Consider the following 17,774-nt stretch of genomic DNA (forward strand, 5'->3'; position numbering starts at 1 on the left):
CTCCAGCGTTTTCAAGGCGTTTTGGAACCCCAACCCTCCCACAGGGTTTTGGTTCCGGGCGGGACTTTGGCCGTGATAGGCTCGATGCCGAAAGAGAAGCGGGACCGGTCGTGCTGCAAAAACTCTCCACTTACCGACAAAAGCGTGACTTCGAGAAGACGCCCGAGCCGTCGGGCAAGGCCGCGATCGCGCCATCGAAGCAGCGGCGTTTCGTGATTCAGAAGCACGATGCGAGCCGGCTGCACTACGACCTCAGGCTCGAATTCGACGGCGTGTTCAAGTCGTGGGCCGTAACGAAGGGCCCCTCGCTCGATCCGCACGACAAGCGGCTGGCAGTCGAGGTGGAGGATCATCCGCTCGACTACGGCGATTTCGAAGGTACGATTCCGGAAGGCCAGTACGGCGGCGGCACGGTGATGCTGTGGGATCGCGGCACTTGGGAGGCCGAGGATCCGGACGCCGGATTTAGGAAGGGCGATCTGAAGTTCACCCTGCATGGCGACAAGCTGCACGGCAGCTGGGTGCTGGTGCGCATGCGCAACCGCGGGGGCGAGAAGCGCACCAACTGGCTTCTGATCAAGCATCGCGACGAATATGTTCGCGAGGGCAAGGACAACGACATTCTCGACGAGGACAGGTCGGTCGCGTCCGGCCGCGCGATGGAGCAGATCGCCGAAGGCAAGGGTCGCGCGCCAAAGCCGTTCATGCTGGCGAAGGGCGCCAAGGGCAAGGCCGACGCCGTCTGGCAGTCCAACCGTGCCGAGGATGCGAAGGGCCGCACCGTCAAGCCGGCACCGCGCACGGCGTTGAAGGCCGGCAAGCCCCCCAAGCCCCCCAAGACCAGGACGGCGAAGAAGAAAGCCACCACAGCGAGCAGCGCGAAGAAGGTCGCTGAGATGCCGGACTTCGTGGCGCCGCAACTCTGCACGCTGGTCGAGCGGCCGCCGGCCGGAGAGGGCTGGTGCCACGAGATCAAGTTCGATGGCTATCGCGTGCAGCTCCGGGTCGAGGACAGTGAGGCGACGCTGAAGACGCGCAAGGGCCTCGACTGGACCGGCAAGTTCGGCGCCATCGCCAAGGAGGCGGCCGCGTTGCCGGACGTGATGATCGATGGCGAGATCGTCGCGCTCGACCACAACGGCGCACCGAATTTCTCCTCGCTGCAGGCTGCGCTGTCCGATGGCAAGACCGAAGAGCTGATCTTCTTTGCCTTCGACCTGCTGTTCGCCGAGGGACAGGACTACCGGCGGCTGCCGCTCGGCGAGCGCAAGGCGCGGCTGAAGCAGCTGCTGGAGGCCCGCAAGCGGAAATCGAACCAGATCCGCTATGTCGAGCATTTCGAGAGCGGCGGCGATGCGGTGCTGCAATCGGCTTGCAAGCTCGAGCTCGAAGGCGTGGTGTCGAAGAAGCTGGATGCGCCGTATCGTTCGGGGCGCACCGAGAGCTGGGTCAAGTCGAAATGTCGCGCCGGCCACGAAGTGGTGATCGGCGGCTACAAGACCACGAACGGCAAATTCCGTTCGCTGATGGCAGGCGTGCAGCGCGGCGATCATCTTGCCTTCGTCGGCATGGTCGGCACCGGCTTCGGCGCCGACAAGGTCAAGCGCATCATGCCGTCGTTGAAGGCGATGGCGGCCAAGGAAAGCCCCTTCGGCGGCAAGAATGCCCCCAAGAAGACGCGCGAGGTGCACTGGCTGAAGCCGGAGCTGGTCGCCGAGATCGAGTTCGCAGGCTTCACCGCGGACGGCAATATCCGCCAGGCCGCTTTCAAGGGCCTGCGGCAGGACAAGCCGGCCGAGGAGGTGGAGGCGGAGAGGCCCGTCGATACGGAGCTTGCCGAACCTGCACCCGGCAAGCGAGCCGCAAAGACGGCCAAGCGCTCCAAGGATGCCGGCACAGCGGAGGTGATGGGCGTCATCATCTCCAAGCCGGACAAGGAGCTCTGGCCTGACGACGGCGAGGGTGCTCCCGTCACCAAGCTCGATCTCGCGCGCTATCTCGAAGCCGTCGGCGCGTGGATGATCGTGCATCTCAAAGGCCGGCCCTGCTCGCTGATCCGCGCCCCCGACGGCATCAAGGGCGAATGCTTCTTCCAGCGCCACGCCATGCAGGGCACGTCCAACCTTCTGGAGCTCGCGCGCGTCTCGGGCGACCGCAAGCCATATCTGCAGATCGACCGGATCGAGGGACTCGCGGCCGTTGCGCAGATCGGCGGCGTCGAGCTGCATCCCTGGAATTGCGCGCCCTATGCCTATGACACGCCGGGCCGGCTCGTGTTCGATCTCGATCCGGCACCGGACGTCGAATTCGCCGACGTGGTTGAGGCGGCCAAGGAGATGCGGCAGCGGCTCGCCGATCTCGGCATGGAGAGCTTCTGCAAGACCACCGGCGGCAAGGGCCTGCACGTGGTGGTGCCGCTGCTTCACGGCGCACGCGACAAGGTAAGCTGGAAGGAAGCGAAGGCCTTTGCGCAGGGCGTCTGCCAATGGATGGCCGACGACAACCCCGAGCGCTATCTGCTCAACATGTCGAAGAAGCTGCGCGAGGGAAAGATCTTCCTCGACTATCTCCGCAACGACCGCATGTCGACGGCGGTGGCCCCGCTATCGCCGCGGGCGCGCGCTGGTGCCACGGTCTCGATGCCGCTGACCTGGGCGCAGGTGAAGAGCGATCTCGACCCGAAGCGCTATACGCTGCGGACCGTGCCGGGCCTGCTGTCGCGGTCGAAGGCGTGGGAGGGCTACGAAGATGCGGCCGTGTCGATCAAGGCCGCGATCAAGAAGTTGGCTGGGAAGAAGTAGGGTGGGCAATGCGAAGCGTGCCCACGATCGTTTTCGCTACGACGATGAGGTGGGCACGGCGCCATGCGCCTTTGCCCACCCTACGACATCGTGGATGCCGCTAGATTCTGCCCATCAACAGCAGGATCAGCAGGATGACGATGACGAGCCCGAGGCCGCCGCCCCCGTAATAGCCGGTGCCGTAGAACGGGCCGCCGCCGATGCCGCTGAAGCCGCCGAGCAGGGCGATGATGAGAATGATCAGAATGATCGTGCCGATAGACATGCGAATTTCCTCCAGCCCTTCCTTGAAGGGTCCTTTGCAACCTGTCCCGTTGTGCGAAGGCAACTTGCCGCAGGTTGTAAAGTTCCCGCATTGAAACACGGCGGGCGAATCAACTTGCATGGAACCTTTGTGCAGGCCGTCGGCATGACTATGTGAGTTCAGTCAATTCGGGGGAGGGCCATGTCAGCACCGCTTGTCGTTTCAATTCCGCACCGTCTCGGCCGCGAGGAGGCGGTGCGCCGGCTCAAGACCGGGCTCGGCCGCGCCGCAGCCAGCATTCCCGTGATGCAGGTCGAGGAGGAGCGCTGGGCCGGCGACAGCATGGCGTTCCGCATTCGCGCGCTCGGCCAGATTGCGACGGGACAGGTCGACGTGGGCGACGACCAAGTCCGGGTCGAGGTGGTGCTGCCCTGGCTGTTGCAGCGCTTTGCCGAGATGGCGCAGGCCACGATCAAGAAGCGTGGTCAGTTGCTGTTGACCAAGGATGGGGGAAAGTAATTTCAGGCGCGTCCGCGCGGTCGCGCCGGCCTGACGGCGCTTGCCGTGCGGGCTTCGACGACGAACGCGGGAAAGTCCTGGAACGCCTGCGCCAGCGGCAATTCACTACCGGCGAGGCCGGGCGCGGTGTAGCCGGTCAGGTCGATGGTGGCGTCAAAGCTCGCCGACGCTGGCAAGTCCCGGCCCGCTTCTGTGAGCGGCGCGAAGTGACGTCCGACCACGACGATCGCCGCGCTGCGGCCGTGACGACGGGCGAAGGCGACGACATGGTCCGCATGCGTGCCGTGCACCGCCAGCGGCTGGTAATCGCCTTGAGCAAAGACGTCGGCGAGCGCATTGCGCAGCTTGAGAAGACGCCGTGTCCAGGCCAGCTTGATCAGGCCGTCCGGCCAGCGCGCCATGAGGGCGTTCCAATCCGGCTCGTCCAGCGCGTTCAGCGCCGCGTGCCGCGCGCCAAAGTCGACCGGGCGGCGGTTGTCGGGGTCGACCAGTGACAAGTCCCAGAACTCGGTACCCTGATAGAAGTCTGGCACGCCGGGCAGCGTCGCCTTGAGGGTGAGCTGGCTCAGCGAATTCAACATGCCGAGCAGTGCGACCCGGCGGGCCAGCGTTTGCAGCGCCTCCAGGAATTCGCCTGACAATGCGGGGTCGAGGATCTTGTCGATGAAGCTCTTGATGCCGTTCTCATAGGCTTCATGCGGGTTGAGCCAGCTGGTCTCTTCCTTGCCCTCGCGCGCGGCCTTCAGCGCGTAGGCCTGGATGCGCTCGACGAAGCCGGCGTCGATCGTCTCTTCGAGTGGGCAGGCACCGAGCAGTGTCTGGTAGAGCATGTACTCGAATGTCGCCGAAGGCGCGCGGAAGTTGCCCTCGAGCGTGAGGTGCGGCGCGTTCAACACCTTCCAGCGCGAAACCGCACCGGTCCATTCGCCCGGAATTTCGCTGAGCGCCGCGATCCGCGTGCGGGCATCCTCGCCGCGCTTGGTGTCGTGCGTGGCGGTGGCCGTCATTCCCAGCGGCCATTCCCTGGCGCGGGCCTGCATGGTCTGGTGGAAAGCGGAAATCGCAAGACCGTTGCTGGCGGGATCGCCACCGACCTCGTTGAGCGCGAGCAGCCGGTGGAATTGATAGAACGCGGTGTCCTCCAGCGATTTCGCCATCATCGGACCGGTGAATTGCTGCACCTTCAGCGCGAAGCGGCGCACGCGCGGGGCGCTGTGCGGAGGGCGCCCGGGCTTGAGCAGGTCCATGGTCAGGGCGTCGCGCAGGAAATCGAAGATGCCTTCGTCCGCGGCGAACCATTCCGCGCGGGCGCGGGCGATGGTGTCGTCGATCAGCTTGCGGTCGGGCGCGGTCGGGCCGCTGTTGGTTAGATAGGTGCGGTACACCGGGAAATGCAGCACATAGAGCTCCAGCGCCTGCCGCAGGCTGTCGGCGGAGAAATCGCGGGTGGAGTAGTGCCCGTTGGCGATACGTGCGAGCAGGCGCGTCAGCACGGTGAATTCACTGGTGAGCAGCGTCTCCAGCACGCGCCGCTTGGCGTCCTTCACATAAGGCGCAAGCCGTGGTGAACGGTTGCTGATCTGCCGCCAGGTCTCATCCAGCGCCGCCATGCCCTTGGTGTCGACCAGGACCTGGGAAATCACGTTCATCCATTCATAGCCGGTGGTGCCCTGAACGCCGGCGAAGTGCGGCAGGCGTTCGTGCTCGCACAGGATTTTTTCGATCACCGTGTAGAACGGTTTGGTGTTGCCCTGCGCGTCGCGCACCAGGCGGCGCAGCCGCTGGCAATATTGCGCGGGGTCGCGCAGGCCGTCGATGTGGTCGAGCCGGATGCCCTGCAGCTTGCCCTCGGCGATCAGCTGCTTCACCAGCCGGTGCGTGGCGGCAAATGTGCTCGCGTCCTCGACGCGCAGGCCGGCGAGTCCGTTGACGTCGAAGAAGCGGCGATAATTGATGTCGCTGGAGGCGAGCCGCCAGTGCCCGAGCTTGTAGTGCTGGCGCTCCAGCAGGTGATGCAGCGCCAGCGTCTGCGCGGGGCGATCCTTGGCGGCACGATAAGCGGCAAGACCGCGCGCGATGATCTCGGCGGCGCCCGCGATCCCCTTGAGCTCGGCTTTGAAGGCAGGCGCTTCCTTGCGGTTGGGGCGGCGCAGCCCGGTGTAGCGCGCCGTGAGCGAGAGCAGGCGTTTGCCGGCCTCCGTCTCCGCGGCATCTGCGTCCTTGACGATCATACGCAGCATCTCGCCATAGCGCTCGGGCGCGATCGGCAAGCGATGCTCGAAATACCAGGCGGAGAAGCCGCCCTGATCCGGATCGTAGCGCAGCTCGATCTCTCCGCTTTCCAGCGCTTCGCCGTAGGACTTGCCGAGGATCGGCAGCAGCACGCCGCCGCGGGCGCGGTAGGGCAGCAGGTCCCAGTCGATGTCGAAGGACACCGCGTGGGGCGAGGCCTGGCCCCATTCCAGCACGTCGAGCCACCACGGATTATCGGCGAAATGCACGCCGACATGGTTCGGCACGAAGTCGATGATGAGTCCGAGGTCGTGCGTCCTGAGTGCCTCGCTCAGTCGCACGAATCCGGCCTCACCGCCGAGCTCCGGATTGAACTGGCCGTGATCGACAGTGTCGTAGCCGTGGGTCGAGCCCTTGCGCGCCTTCATCACCGGCGAGGCGTAGAGATGGGTGATCCCCAGTGCCTTGAGGTAAGGCACGATGGCGGCGGCCTTGTCGAAGCCGAAATCCGCGGTGAGCTGGAGCCGGTAGGTCGCAAGGGGAATGGCAGGAGGCATGCTAACCTCCGAGATGCCAGATCACCGACCAGGGAGGTAGCCGGTCGCCCGCTGCCTCTCCCCAGATCGGCGTGCCCGTGGCAGCTTCAGGACGCGCGATATCCTTGTCCGAGAGATTGGCGAGGAGCCGCAGCGTCGTGCCGGCGCCCATGCGCCAATGCGCAGTGAGCAGGCCGTTGTCCGCCGCCTCGGCCGCGCCGAAGCTCGCCCCCTTTAGCCGCGGCATGATCTGCTTGCGGCGCAGGGCGAGCAGCTCGCGGACCAGCGCCAGCCGCGCGTCCTGCTGCGGCGTGCGGTCGGTCCAGTCGAGCACCGCCGATTGCAGCGTCGCCGGATCGAGCGGGTCGGGCACTTCGTCGCCGAATGTCTCGTAGGCCCACGCATATTCCCGCTTGCGCCCCTGGCGGACGGCGTCGGCGAGCCCGCCCTGGAAATCGCAGAAGAACGGGAAGGGCACCGTCGAGCCCCATTCCTCGCCCTGAAACAGCATCGGCACCATCGGCGCCAGCAGGGTCACCGCGAGCGCGGCTTCGATCTGCTGCGGCGATGCCAGGCTTTCGAGCCGGTCGCCGAGCGGGCGGTTGCCGATCTGGTCGTGGTTTTGCAGGAAGTTGACGAAGGTCGCCGGCGGCAGCTCACCGCTCGGCTCGCCGCGCGGCTTCTTGCCCCAGAACTCGGAGACCTCGCCCTGGTAGACGAAGCCGGACGCCAGCGCGCGCGCCAGATCGAGGCGCGGCGTCTGATAGTCCGCGTAATATCCGGCGAGCTCGCCGGTCAGCATCACGTGCCAGACGTGGTGATAATCGTCGTTCCACTGCGCGCGATATTTGCCGTTCGGCGGCTCCTGTGCGGCGTCGAGCAGGCTGGCGCGATTGTCGCCGTTCTCCAGCACGAGATGGATGTGGCGTCCCGTCGCCTTGGCGAGCTCGCCGGCGGCGACGCTGAGATCCTGCAGCATCGACTGCTCGCCGGGCATCGCCATGATGTGATTGGCCGCATCCAGCCTCAGGCCGTCGAAACGGTAGTCGCTGAGCCAGCACAGCGCATTCTCGACCGCGAAGGCGCGCACCTGCGGCACGCGATAATCGATCGCGCTGCCCCACGGCGTGTGCGCATCGGTGAAGAAGGCCGGCGCATAGCGGCCGAGGTAATTCCCCTCGGGACCGAAATGATTGTAGACGACGTCGAGGAACACCATCAGGCCGCGCAGATGCGCCTCGTCGATCAGCGTCTTCAGGTCTTCGGGGCGGCCATAGGCGCTGTCGGGCGCATACCACAGCACGCCGTCATAGCCCCAGCCGCGGCGTCCGGCGAAATCCGCCAGCGGCATCAATTCCAGCGCGGTGATGCCGGTTGCGGCGAGGTGGTCGAGCTTGTCGATCATGGCGCGGTAGGTGCCTTCGGAGGTGAAGGTGCCGACATGGGTCTCGATCAGCACCGTCTCTTCCCAGGGACGGCCGCGCCAATCGCGCGCACGCCAGGAGAAGGCGTCGTGGTCGATCACCTCGCTCGGGCCGAACACGTCTTCGGGCTGGAAAGCCGACGCCGGATCGGGCACGTCGACCGCGTCGTCGATCCTGAAGTTGTAGGGGGTGCCGGCGGTGAGGCCGGTAATGTCGGCCACGTACCAGCCCTCCTGGCGGCGCTGCATCGCGTGTCGTCGATCGAGCAGGAGATCGACGCGGCGCGCGGCAGGCGCCCACAGGCGGAACGACACGCCGTCCTTCGTCGGCTTCGCCCCGAAGGATGGCCTCATAGCGCCCCCGCGAAGGCGAGCACGGAACGCGGCGGCGCCTTGCTGTCGCTTCCGGGCGGGAAGTCGATCGTATTCAGCTTGGCATCGGTCGTGTTCAGGATCTGCTGCCAGCTCTTGTATTCGGTCATTTTTGGCAATTTGAATGCGATCTCTTCGGGGGCAGCGTTCAGTACGATAAAGATCGCGGCTCCACCCGGTTCCATCGGGCCCATGACGTAGGACAGGAATCTTCCCTCCGGGAATTTCCAGTCGCTCTCCGTCATCTCGTCGCCGGCAGGCGTCAGCCACAACGCGCCGTAGGATACGCCGTCCGCGGGGCGGCCGTCGAGCCAGCGGTGGCTGCGAAGCTGCGAGAACCGGCGGCGGATCTCGGCGAGATGGGCGACGAAATCGACCATGTCGTCATCCTCCTTGCCGAGATTGTCCCATCCAACCCAGCCGATCTCGTTGTCCTGGCAATAGGCGTTGTTGTTGCCCGATTGCGAATTGCCGACCTCGTCGCCGGCGAGGATCAGCGGAACGCCCTGCGCCAGCATCAGGCAGGCCAGCACGTTCTTGCGAAGCTGGCGGCGCAGGCCGAGAATCTGAGGATCGTCGGTCGGCCCCTCGACACCGCAATTGTTGCTGTGGTTGTCGTTGGAGCCGTCGCGGTTGTCCTCGCCGTTGGCCTCGTTGTGCTTCTCGTTGTAGCTGAAGAGGTCGGCGAGGGTGAAGCCGTCGTGCACGGTGATGTGGTTGATGCTGGCGCGCGGCCGCCGTCCGTCATGGTTGAACAGGTCGGACGAGGCCGTCATCCGGCTCGAGATGTCGCCGATCAGGCTGCCTTCACCGCTCCAGTAGCGGCGCATGGCGCTGCGATAGCGATCATTCCATTCCGACCATTGTGACGGGAATGCGCCGACCTGGTAGCCGCCGAGGCCGAGGTCCCAGGGCTCGGCGACGAGCTTGACGGTCGCCAGCACCGGATCCTGGCGAATTGCGGTCAAGAACGAAATGCCGCGATCGAAGCCGTTGGGCCCGCGCGCCAGGGTGGTGGCGAGGTCGAAGCGGAAACCGTCGACATGGCAGACTTCGACCCAGTAGCGCAGCGAATCCATCACCATCTGCAGCACGCGCGGGTGGGTCAGGTTCACCGACGAGCCGCAGCCGGTGAAGTCGTCGTAATAGCGCGGGTTCTCGCGGTTCAGCCAGTAATAGGAGGCGTTGTCGATGCCGCGATAGCACAGCGTCGGGCCGAGGTGATTGCCCTCGGCGGTGTGATTGTAGACCACGTCGAGCATCACCTCGATGCCGGCATCGTGCAGGCGCGCCACGGTGGTGCGGAAGGAATCGAGTGCATTGTCCTGGGCGTAGCGCGGCTCGGGCGCGAAGAAGGACAGCGTGTTGTAGCCCCAGTAATTGGCGAGCTTCTTCTCCACCAGGATGCGGTCGTCGACGAAGCTGTGCACCGGCAGCAGCTCGACCGTGGTGACGCCGAGCTTCTTCAGATGCTCGATCATCGCCGGCGAGGACAGGCCGCCATAGGTGCCGCGCAAATTCGGCGGCACGTCGTCGCGCTTCTGCGTCAGCCCCTTGACGTGGGCCTCGTAGATGATCGTGTCTTCCCAGGGGATGTTGGGACGGATCTCGCGGCGGCCCCAGTTGAAGGTCTCGTCGACCACCACGGCCTTGGGCATGCCGCGCGCATTGTCGCGCCGGTCGAAGGAGAGGTCCTCGCGCGGGCTTCCGGTGCGGTAGGCAAAATGCGCATCGCTCCAGACCAGGCGTCCGGCGAGCCGCTTGGCATAGGGATCGAGCAGCAGCTTGTTGGCATTGAAGCGATGGCCGTGTTCGGGCTCGTAGGGGCCGTGCACGCGATAGCCGTAGAGCTGGCCGGGCGAGACGTCGTTGAGATAGCCGTGCCAGACGTCCTCGGTCTTCTCGGGCAGTTCGATGCGCTCGAGCTCGCGGCGGCCTTGCGTGTCGAACAGGCAGAGCTCGACCTTCTGCGCGTTCGCGGAGAACAGCGCGAAATTGGTGCCGCGTCCGTCCCAGCTTGCGCCGAGGCGTGCGGGCGATCCGGCAGTCAGGCGCATGTGTCAGCTTTCCGGAACAAGGAAGATCGCGGCGAGCGGCGGAATGGTGAGGCGGAGCTCGCCGCCCTCGGCATGGACTTCGCCGATATTGCCGACATTGCTGCCGCCATAATGGGCCGAATCCGAGTTGAGCACTTCCTTCCACTTTCCGGCAAACGGCACGCGAACGCGATAGTTCTGATAGACGTTCGGCGAGAAGTTGACGATCACGAGACAGCGCGCGTGCTCGTCAAACCCCTTGCGCAGCCAGGCGAACACGTTGCGGTTCGCGTCATCCGTGATCAGCCATTCGAAGCCGGCCTGGTCGCAATCCATCTGGTGTAGCGCCGGCACCGCGCGATAGAGGCGGTTGAGGTCGCGGATCAGCGCCTGGGTGCCGGAATGGTACTTGTATTCGAGCAGGTGCCAGTCGAGCGACTGGTCGTGATTCCATTCGCGGCTCTGCGCGATCTCCGCGCCCATGAACAGGAGCTTCTTGCCGGGATGGCCGAACATGAAGCTGTAATAGGCGCGCAGATTCGCAAAGCGCTGCCACTCGTCGCCGGGCATGCGGCCGAGGATCGATCGCTTGCCGTGCACGACCTCGTCATGTGAGAGCGGCAGGATGAAGTTCTCCGAGAAGGCGTAGTGCAGGCCGAACAGGATCTCGTCGTGATGGTATTTGCGGTGGATCGGATCCTTGCTGATGTAGTTCAGCGTGTCGTGCATCCAGCCCATGTTCCACTTGTAGCCGAAGCCGAGCCCGCCGAATTCGACCGGACGCGAGACCTGCGGCCAGGCGGTGGATTCCTCCGCAGCCGTGGTCGCCTGCGGGAAGCGGGCGAAGACCTCGGTGTTGAAGCGGCGCAGGAAGTTGATCGCCTCGATATTTTCGCGGCCGCCATACTGGTTCGGGATCCACGCGCCGGGGGGCCGGCTGTAGTCGAGATAGAGCATGGACGCGACGGCATCGACACGCAGCCCGTCGATGGCATAGCGCTCCATCCAGAACAGCGCGTTCGACACCAGGAAGTTGGTCACTTCGGTGCGGCCGTAATTGTAGATCAGCGTGCCCCAGTCGAGGTGGCGGCCCTGGAGCGGGTTGGCGTGCTCGTACAGCGCGGTGCCGTCGAAACTGCCGAGCCCGTGCGGATCGTCGGGGAAGTGACCCGGCACCCAGTCGAGCAGCACGCCGACGCCCTCGCGGTGGCAGGCATCGACCAGGGCGGCGAAATCCTCAGGGCTCCCGAAGCGGCTGGTCGGCGCATAGAGGCCGGTCGGCTGATAACCCCACGAGCCGTCGAACGGATGCTCGCTCACGGGCAGGAATTCGAGATGGGTGAAGCCCATGTCGCGGGCGTAGGCCGGCAGCTGTTCGGCCAGCTCGCGATAGGTCAGCCATTCATCGCCGTTCTTGCGCCGCCACGAGCCGAGATGGACCTCGTAGATCGACATCGGCGCCGACAGCGCGTTGATGCCGTCCGGTGCCGGCCGCGGCCGCGGCAGATGGGCTTCGTCGAACACGATGGAGGCCGTCTTCGGACGGACTTCGCTGGCAAACGCCATCGGATCGGATTTCAGCGGCAGCAGGTGGCCATGCGGCCCGATGATCTCGAACTTGTAGTGATCGCCAGCCTTGGCGTGCGGGATGAACAATTCCCAATAGCCGGCGCCGCGCACCCGCATCGGATGGCGCCGCCCGTCCCAGAAATTGAAATCGCCGACCACGGAAACGCGCCGTGCATTCGGCGCCAGCACCACGAAGCCGATGCCGTCGATGCCCTCGAGCCGCATCGGATGGGCGCCGAGCTTGTCATAGAGCCGCTGGTGGGTGCCCTCGCCGAGCAGATAGAGGTCGAAATCGGTCAGGATCGGAGGAAAGCGGTAGGCATCCTCGAATTCGACGACGCTGTTGCCGAATTTCGCGCGCAACTGGTAGTGCTTCGAGCCGTTGGGAAGGGCGCCGATGAACAGCCCGGCATCGTGCACGCGGTCGAGCGGCGCGATCTCGCCATGGTCGCCGACCGCCTCGACGTTGGAAGCCTCGGGCAGAAACGCGCGCACCACGCTTTTGCCACCCTCTGGATGCAGCCCGAGATAGTGGAAGGGGTCGGAATGGCGGCCCTCGATGATGGCATAGGCCTCGGCAGGAAGTTTAGGCATGGGCTTCGCTCTCGGTCTTGGACAGAATGCGAAGCAGTCCGGTCAGCGGCGCATGCAGCCCCTCAGGCCGGTGGGACAGCTCGTACTCTACGTCATTGAAGGCTTGATCAAGCAGGAAGAACCGCAGCAGTCCCTCGCTGGATTGCGCATCTGCCGGCCACAGCCGCTGATCGCTCATGGCTTCGCGGTAGGCGGACAGGAAGGTTGCAGTGGCACGCTCGCGCCATTCGTCGAGCGCGGCCGCGAGCCGGTCGTGCTCCTCGGAGGCACCGGTCGGTGCGTGATTGAGGGCGGCATTGACCGAAACATGAATCGAATGGATCAGGCCAGCGACATCGCGGGCGGCAGGCGCCTTGCGCCGCTTGGCAGCCAGGGGCACGCGCGGATCGCCGTCGAAGTCGATGATGAAGATATCGTCCTTCACGATCAGAGTTTGCCCGAGCCGGAAGTCGCCATGATGACGGATGTTCAACCCACCGATCTCGGATGGCAAGAGCCCGCTCAGATGGTCGGAGAGGAGCGTACGCGCCTCCGTAAGCCGATCAACCAGCGGCCGGTCCGCCTCCCGCAGGCCCTCGCGGCTTTCGGCCAGCCTGTCGAAGACCCGCTCGGCGCGCGCCTTGAGGTCGGATACGAGCCGCTTGACGTAAGCGGAGTCGATCGGCTCCGGAGCGAGATCGACCGGCTCTGCTGCGGCCAGGGCGACATGCAGTTCGCCGAGCCGCCGGCCGATCTGCGCGACGAAGTGCAGATAAAGCGCCTGCTCCTGGGTCTCGCGCAGCGCCTCGCCTATCGGGACGACGCGTTGATCGTCGATATAGCGATCGAGATAGCCCGTGGTCACAGTCCAGCCGTCGCCCTGGTTCTCGACATAGGCATGCAGCACGCCGAGCGCGCTGCGCTGGTCACCTTCGACCAGCTCGACGCTTCCGAGCAGCGCCGGCGTGTTGGCGAAGCGCGCGACCTCGGTGAGATAATGCCCGATCTCGATCTCGGGGCTGACGCCGCCCTCGAGCCGGCGGTAGATCTTGGCGACGTATTGGTTGTCGACCAGCGCGGTGCTGTTCGACTGCTCGATCGCGCGGATGCGCTCGGGCTCCTTGATGGTATAGTCGGCGAACCGGCTGGTCGCCTTGAACTCGAGCCGCAGATTGTTCTCCTCCACGACCAGATTCTGCGACAGATTGCGCAGGAACAGGCCGATGAAGATCTGGTCGGTCGCGACGTCCAGCAGCGTGCCTTCGCGCGCGCCCTGGCGCACGGCGGCCAGCGCCTTCGGGTTGAAGCGCTCGCGGTCGAAGCGCACCCATTCGATCTGCATCGGCAGCACGTAGCGCGAGCCGGCGTCCTGGTCCGTCCTCTCGAAGAACGCGATCCAGGGCCTGTTGTCGCCGATATCGCAGAACGGCACGGCCGAGGTCAGCGTGGTCTTGATCTTCTTGGGATTGTGCTCGGGATACCACCTCGTGCGCGACAGGAATCCGGGCAGCACGTCGCGCTCGAACACCCCGCGCTCGCGGGCCAGCGACACCCAGTTCGAATTCACCGGCACCACCAGCGTCTCGAATTCCGGCACCGCGCGCGGCGTCACCGGCTCGGACTTGTCGCGCTCCTGAAGCTGGAACCAGTAGAAGCCGTAGGGTCCCAGCGTGATCATGTAGGGGAGCTCCCCGATCGCCGGGAAGCGGGTGCGGCCGAGCATCTCCTGCGGGATGCGGTCCTTCCACGGCGACAGGTCGAGCTCGGTGGCTTGCGCGGCGCGCGACAAATTGGCGACGCAGAGGATCACCTCGTCGCGATATTGCCGGACATAGGCCAGCACGGCGCGGTTGGCCGGGCGGATGAAGGTCATGGTGCCGCGGCCGAAGGCGAGCGTCGACTTGCGGACCGAGATCAGCCGCTTGGTGGCGCTGAGCAGCGACGACAGGCTGCGCGACTGCGCTTCCACGTTGACGGACTCATAGCCGTAGACGGGATCCATGATCAGCGGCGCGTAGAGGCGTGCCGGGTCGCAGCGCGAGAAGCCGCCATTGCGGTCCGGGCTCCACTGCATCGGCGTGCGCACGCCGTTGCGGTCGCCGAGATAGATGTTGTCGCCCATCCCGATCTCGTCGCCGTAATAGATGATCGGCGTGCCGGGGAAGGACAGCAGCAGCGAGTTCATAAGTTCGATCTTGCGGCGGTCGTTGTCCATCAGCGGCGCGAGGCGCCGGCGGATGCCGACATTGATGCGGGCGCGGGGATCGTTGGCGTAGGTGGTCCAGAGATAGTCGCGCTCGACGTCGGTCACCATCTCCAGCGTCAGCTCGTCATGATTGCGCAGGAACAGCGCCCATTGGCAGCTCGCCGGAATGTCCGGCGTCTGGCGCAGGATGTCGGTGATCGGGAAACGGTCCTCCTGCGCGATCGCCATGTAGATGCGCGGCATCAGCGGGAAGTGATAGGCCATGTGGCATTCGTCGCCGCGGCCGAAATATTCCTGCACGTCCTCCGGCCATTGATTGGCCTCGGCCAGCAGCAGCTTGCCCTTGGAGTAGGAATCGAGCTCCTGGCGCAGGCGCTTGATGATGGCGTGCGTCTCGGGGAGGTTCTCGTTGTTGGTGCCGTCGCGTTCGCAGAGGTAGGGAATAGCATCCAACCGGAAGCCGTCGACGCCGGCATCCAGCCAGCGCTTCATCACCTGGATGAGCGCGCTGACCACGCGCGGATTGTCGAAATTGAGGTCGGGCTGGTGCGAGAAGAAGCGGTGCCAGTAGAACGCGCCGGCCTCGTGGTCCCAGGTCCAGTTCGACTTCTCGGTGTCGGTGAAGATGATGCGCGTGCCCTGGTATTTCTGGTCGGTGTCGCTCCAGACATACCAGTTGCGGGCGCTCGAGCCGGGATGGCTGCGGCGCGCGCGCTTGAACCATTTGTGCTGGTCCGAGGTGTGGTTGACCACGAGCTCGGTGATGACGCGCAAGCCGCGCTTCTGCGCCTCCTGGATGAAGCGCTTGAAGTCCTTCATGGTCCCGAAATCGGGATTGACCGAGCCGTAATCGGCGATGTCGTAGCCGTCGTCGCGGCCGGGCGAGGGATAGAACGGCAACAGCCACAGCGCGGTGACGCCGAGCTCCTGCAGATAGGGCAGCTTCTCGGTCAGTCCGGCGAAGTCGCCGATGCCGTCATTGTTGCTGTCGGCGAACGCCTTGACGTGCAGCTGATAGATGATGGCGTCCTTGTACCAGAGCTCGTCCACGATCTCGGCAGCCTCGGCTTTCTTGGTGTCGACGGAAGACAGAACATTCATGGCGTGCCCCTTACGCCAGGCAGCGGAACAAGAGCGCCGGATCGCGGTCAGGATCGATACGCAACCTGATCCCGCCCCATTCGATGCGGGACCGTTCGCCGCTGAGGAGGTTTTCGAGTGTCGTCACATGGTGACGCTGCCCGCCGGCGTCAACCGTGACGTCGCCGAGCGGCAGCCAGCATTCCCGCGACCGGCCGGAGAGTGCGATCACGATCACGACGGTGTTGGCGGGCTCGGCCGCCTCCTTGACGAAGGCGATGGCCTCGCCGTCGTCGACGCCCAGAAAACGCAGATTCGCCGTTTGCTGGAGCGCGGAATTGTCGTTGCGGACGCGGTTGAGGTCGGCAAGGTAGGACTTGATGTTGCCGGGCTGATCCCAGTCGCGCTGCTTGATCTGGTACTTCTCGGAATCCAGATATTCCTCACGGCCGGGAATCGCTTCGTGCTCGAGCAGCTCGAACCCGCTGTAAACGCCGTAGCTGCCCGACAACGTGGCCGCCAGCGCAACGCGCGACTTGAACGCCCAGGCTTCTCCGCTCTGGAGATGATAGGGCAGCAGGTCGGGCGTGTTGACGAACAGGTTCGGACGATAGAAGTCGCGCTCGGGATGGCGCGTCAGCTCGCCGAGATATTGCTCCAGCTCCCACCGCGAGGTGCGCCAGGGGAAATAGGTGAAGGATTGCGCAAAGCCGAGCTTGGCGAGTCCCTTCATCAGCTTGGGCCGCGCAAACGTCTTGGAGAACAGGATGACCTCGGGATGCCGACGGCGGATGTCACCGATCAGCCAGTCCCAGAACGCAAGCGGCGCGGTGTCGTGATTGTCGATGGCGAAGATGGTGACGCCGTGGTCGATCCAGAACAGCATGGCATCGCGAAAGGCGTTCCACAGGCCGACGCGGTCGACCGAGGCGAAATCGGGAATCACGATGTCCGAATAGGAGCCCTCCGCCGTCCGCACCGAGCGGTCCGGCCGCCATTTGAACCATTCCGGATGCTGCGTCAGCCAGGGATGGTCCGGCGAGCATTGCACGGCGAAGTCGAGCGCCAGCTCGAGGCCGTATTCGAGACAGGTCGCGACCAGCGCGCGGAAGTCCTCGATGGTGCCGAGCTCGGGATGCAGCGCGTCGTGGCCGCCCTCGGCGGCGCCGATCGCATAGGGCGAGCCGGGGTCGCCTTCACGCGCCACCGGCGCATTGTTGCGGCCTTTGCGGCGGCTGCGGCCGATCGGGTGGATCGGCGTGAAATAGAGCACGTCGAATCCCATCGCCGCGATATCGGGCACGCGGGCAATGCAGTCGCGGAGCGTGCCGTGCCGGCCGGGAATCCGGCTCTGGCTGCGCGGCATCATCTGATACCAGGCGCCGAACCGCGCTCTGTCGCGGTCGACGACGAGCGGGAAGGATTGTGAGCGGGTCAGGTCGGGCCGGGACTGGCTCTCGGCCATGGCATCGCCGAGCTCGCTCGCCAGCAGCGAGGTGACATCGCCGGTCTGAAGATAATCCTCGCATTGTCGTATGATGATTGCCGCCGCGGCCTGCGGCGCGCCGTGGGCCTTGGTCAGCAGGCTGGCACCCTCGAGCGCGTCGAGATTGACATCGGCGCCCGTTCGCTGCTTGCGCGCGATCCCGTGGGACCAGGTGGCGAACTCGTCGGTCCAGGCCTCGATCGCATAGAAATATCGGCCGGGCTCCACCGGTGTGAAAGCGCCGGACCAGCGGTCATTGCCGTGCTGGATCATCGGCTCGCGCCGCCAATCCCGGTCTTGCTCGGGGCGCCAGAGCAGCGCGGCCCCGATCACGGCGTCGCCGTCGCGGTAGACATCGGCCCACACCTCGACGCGATCGCCCGCGATCCGCTTCACGGCGAAGCGGCCGCCATCGATCGCGGGATAGACGTCTTCGATGAGGAAAGCGCTGCCGGCTGCGGCACTCTCGACAGTTTGAATTGTCTTGTTCACGGTGATGCCATTGACAAGAAAGCAGGTGACAAGAGAGCAGGGGCCCGTTTCCCTTGTCGGGAACCTACGCTTGATACCCTATATAGAAAGCCGCTTGTGTGTCATTAGTTCCCCCTGGGAACGGCAGGCATGGTTTGTGAGTTGACCCAGACTAACGTCTTCCGCTGCCTCGTTAAAATCGATGCCCCCGGCCGAAGAATGGCCT

9 protein-coding genes are annotated in these 17,774 nt (G+C 65.1%); 2 read left to right on the plus strand and 7 right to left on the minus strand.

Annotated features, from left to right (window positions below; translation table 11 throughout):
• Window positions 1-110: 110 nt before the first annotated feature.
• Window positions 111-2,801, plus strand: a complete 2,691-nt coding sequence (ligD, locus tag DCM79_RS25680) for a DNA ligase D (RefSeq protein ID WP_257176906.1) — start codon at window positions 111-113, stop codon at window positions 2,799-2,801.
• Window positions 2,802-2,901: 100 nt separating this feature from the next.
• Here ligD and DCM79_RS25685 read toward each other — a convergent pair whose 3' ends face one another.
• Window positions 2,902-3,066, minus strand: a complete 165-nt coding sequence (locus tag DCM79_RS25685) for a DUF3309 family protein (protein ID WP_008560028.1) — start codon at window positions 3,064-3,066, stop codon at window positions 2,902-2,904.
• 180 nt (window positions 3,067-3,246) lie between these two features.
• On the opposite strand from DCM79_RS25685, the gene DCM79_RS25690 reads away from it, so the two are divergent.
• Window positions 3,247-3,564 (plus strand): polyhydroxyalkanoic acid system family protein, encoded by a 318-nt coding sequence (locus DCM79_RS25690; RefSeq protein WP_257176907.1) that lies wholly within the window; start codon window positions 3,247-3,249, stop codon window positions 3,562-3,564.
• A 2-nt stretch (window positions 3,565-3,566) separates the two neighbouring features.
• Here DCM79_RS25690 and treY read toward each other — a convergent pair whose 3' ends face one another.
• From treY to DCM79_RS25720, 6 genes are read right to left on the minus strand one after another with little or no spacing between them, the layout of a single operon-like run.
• Window positions 3,567-6,353, minus strand: coding sequence for a malto-oligosyltrehalose synthase (gene treY / locus DCM79_RS25695; RefSeq protein WP_257176908.1), 2,787 nt, complete (start codon window positions 6,351-6,353; stop codon window positions 3,567-3,569).
• Between the two features lies 1 nt (window position 6,354).
• Entirely contained in the window at window positions 6,355-8,109 is a 1,755-nt protein-coding gene (gene treZ / locus DCM79_RS25700) for a malto-oligosyltrehalose trehalohydrolase (RefSeq protein WP_257176909.1), read from the minus strand.
• Window positions 8,106-10,184, minus strand: a complete 2,079-nt coding sequence (gene glgX / locus DCM79_RS25705; RefSeq protein ID WP_257176910.1) for a glycogen debranching protein GlgX — start codon at window positions 10,182-10,184, stop codon at window positions 8,106-8,108. Before glgX ends, treZ begins: the two co-directional genes overlap by 4 nt.
• A 3-nt stretch (window positions 10,185-10,187) precedes the next feature.
• Window positions 10,188-12,326 carry a 1,4-alpha-glucan branching protein GlgB gene (gene glgB / locus DCM79_RS25710; protein WP_257176911.1) on the minus strand — a complete coding sequence of 713 codons (2,139 nt, stop codon included), beginning with the start codon at window positions 12,324-12,326 and terminating at the stop codon, window positions 10,188-10,190.
• Window positions 12,319-15,612 carry a maltose alpha-D-glucosyltransferase gene (gene treS, locus DCM79_RS25715; protein WP_257176912.1) on the minus strand — a complete coding sequence of 1,098 codons (3,294 nt, stop codon included), beginning with the start codon at window positions 15,610-15,612 and terminating at the stop codon, window positions 12,319-12,321. Before treS ends, glgB begins: the two co-directional genes overlap by 8 nt.
• 10 nt (window positions 15,613-15,622) lie before the next feature.
• Window positions 15,623-17,569, minus strand: coding sequence for a maltotransferase domain-containing protein (locus tag DCM79_RS25720; protein WP_257176913.1), 1,947 nt, complete (start codon window positions 17,567-17,569; stop codon window positions 15,623-15,625).
• Window positions 17,570-17,774 lie beyond the last annotated feature (205 nt).

Origin of the sequence: Bradyrhizobium sp. WBOS07 (assembly GCF_024585165.1) — a bacterium.
Classification (GTDB): Bacteria; Pseudomonadota; Alphaproteobacteria; order Rhizobiales; family Xanthobacteraceae; genus Bradyrhizobium; species Bradyrhizobium japonicum_B.

Bases quoted from the DNA above. Each gene is read 5' to 3' on its own strand.
- DCM79_RS25685 (WP_008560028.1), bottom strand. From the start codon at position 3,066: ATGTCTATCGGCACGATCATTCTGATCATTCTCATCATCGCCCTGCTC.
- DCM79_RS25690 (WP_257176907.1), top strand. From the start codon at position 3,247: ATGTCAGCACCGCTTGTCGTTTCAATTCCGCACCGTCTCGGCCGCGAG.
- treY (WP_257176908.1), bottom strand. From the start codon at position 6,353: ATGCCTCCTGCCATTCCCCTTGCGACCTACCGGCTCCAGCTCACCGCG.
- treZ (WP_257176909.1), bottom strand. From the start codon at position 8,109: ATGAGGCCATCCTTCGGGGCGAAGCCGACGAAGGACGGCGTGTCGTTC.
- glgX (WP_257176910.1), bottom strand. From the start codon at position 10,184: ATGCGCCTGACTGCCGGATCGCCCGCACGCCTCGGCGCAAGCTGGGAC.
- glgB (WP_257176911.1), bottom strand. From the start codon at position 12,326: ATGCCTAAACTTCCTGCCGAGGCCTATGCCATCATCGAGGGCCGCCAT.
- treS (WP_257176912.1), bottom strand. From the start codon at position 15,612: ATGAATGTTCTGTCTTCCGTCGACACCAAGAAAGCCGAGGCTGCCGAG.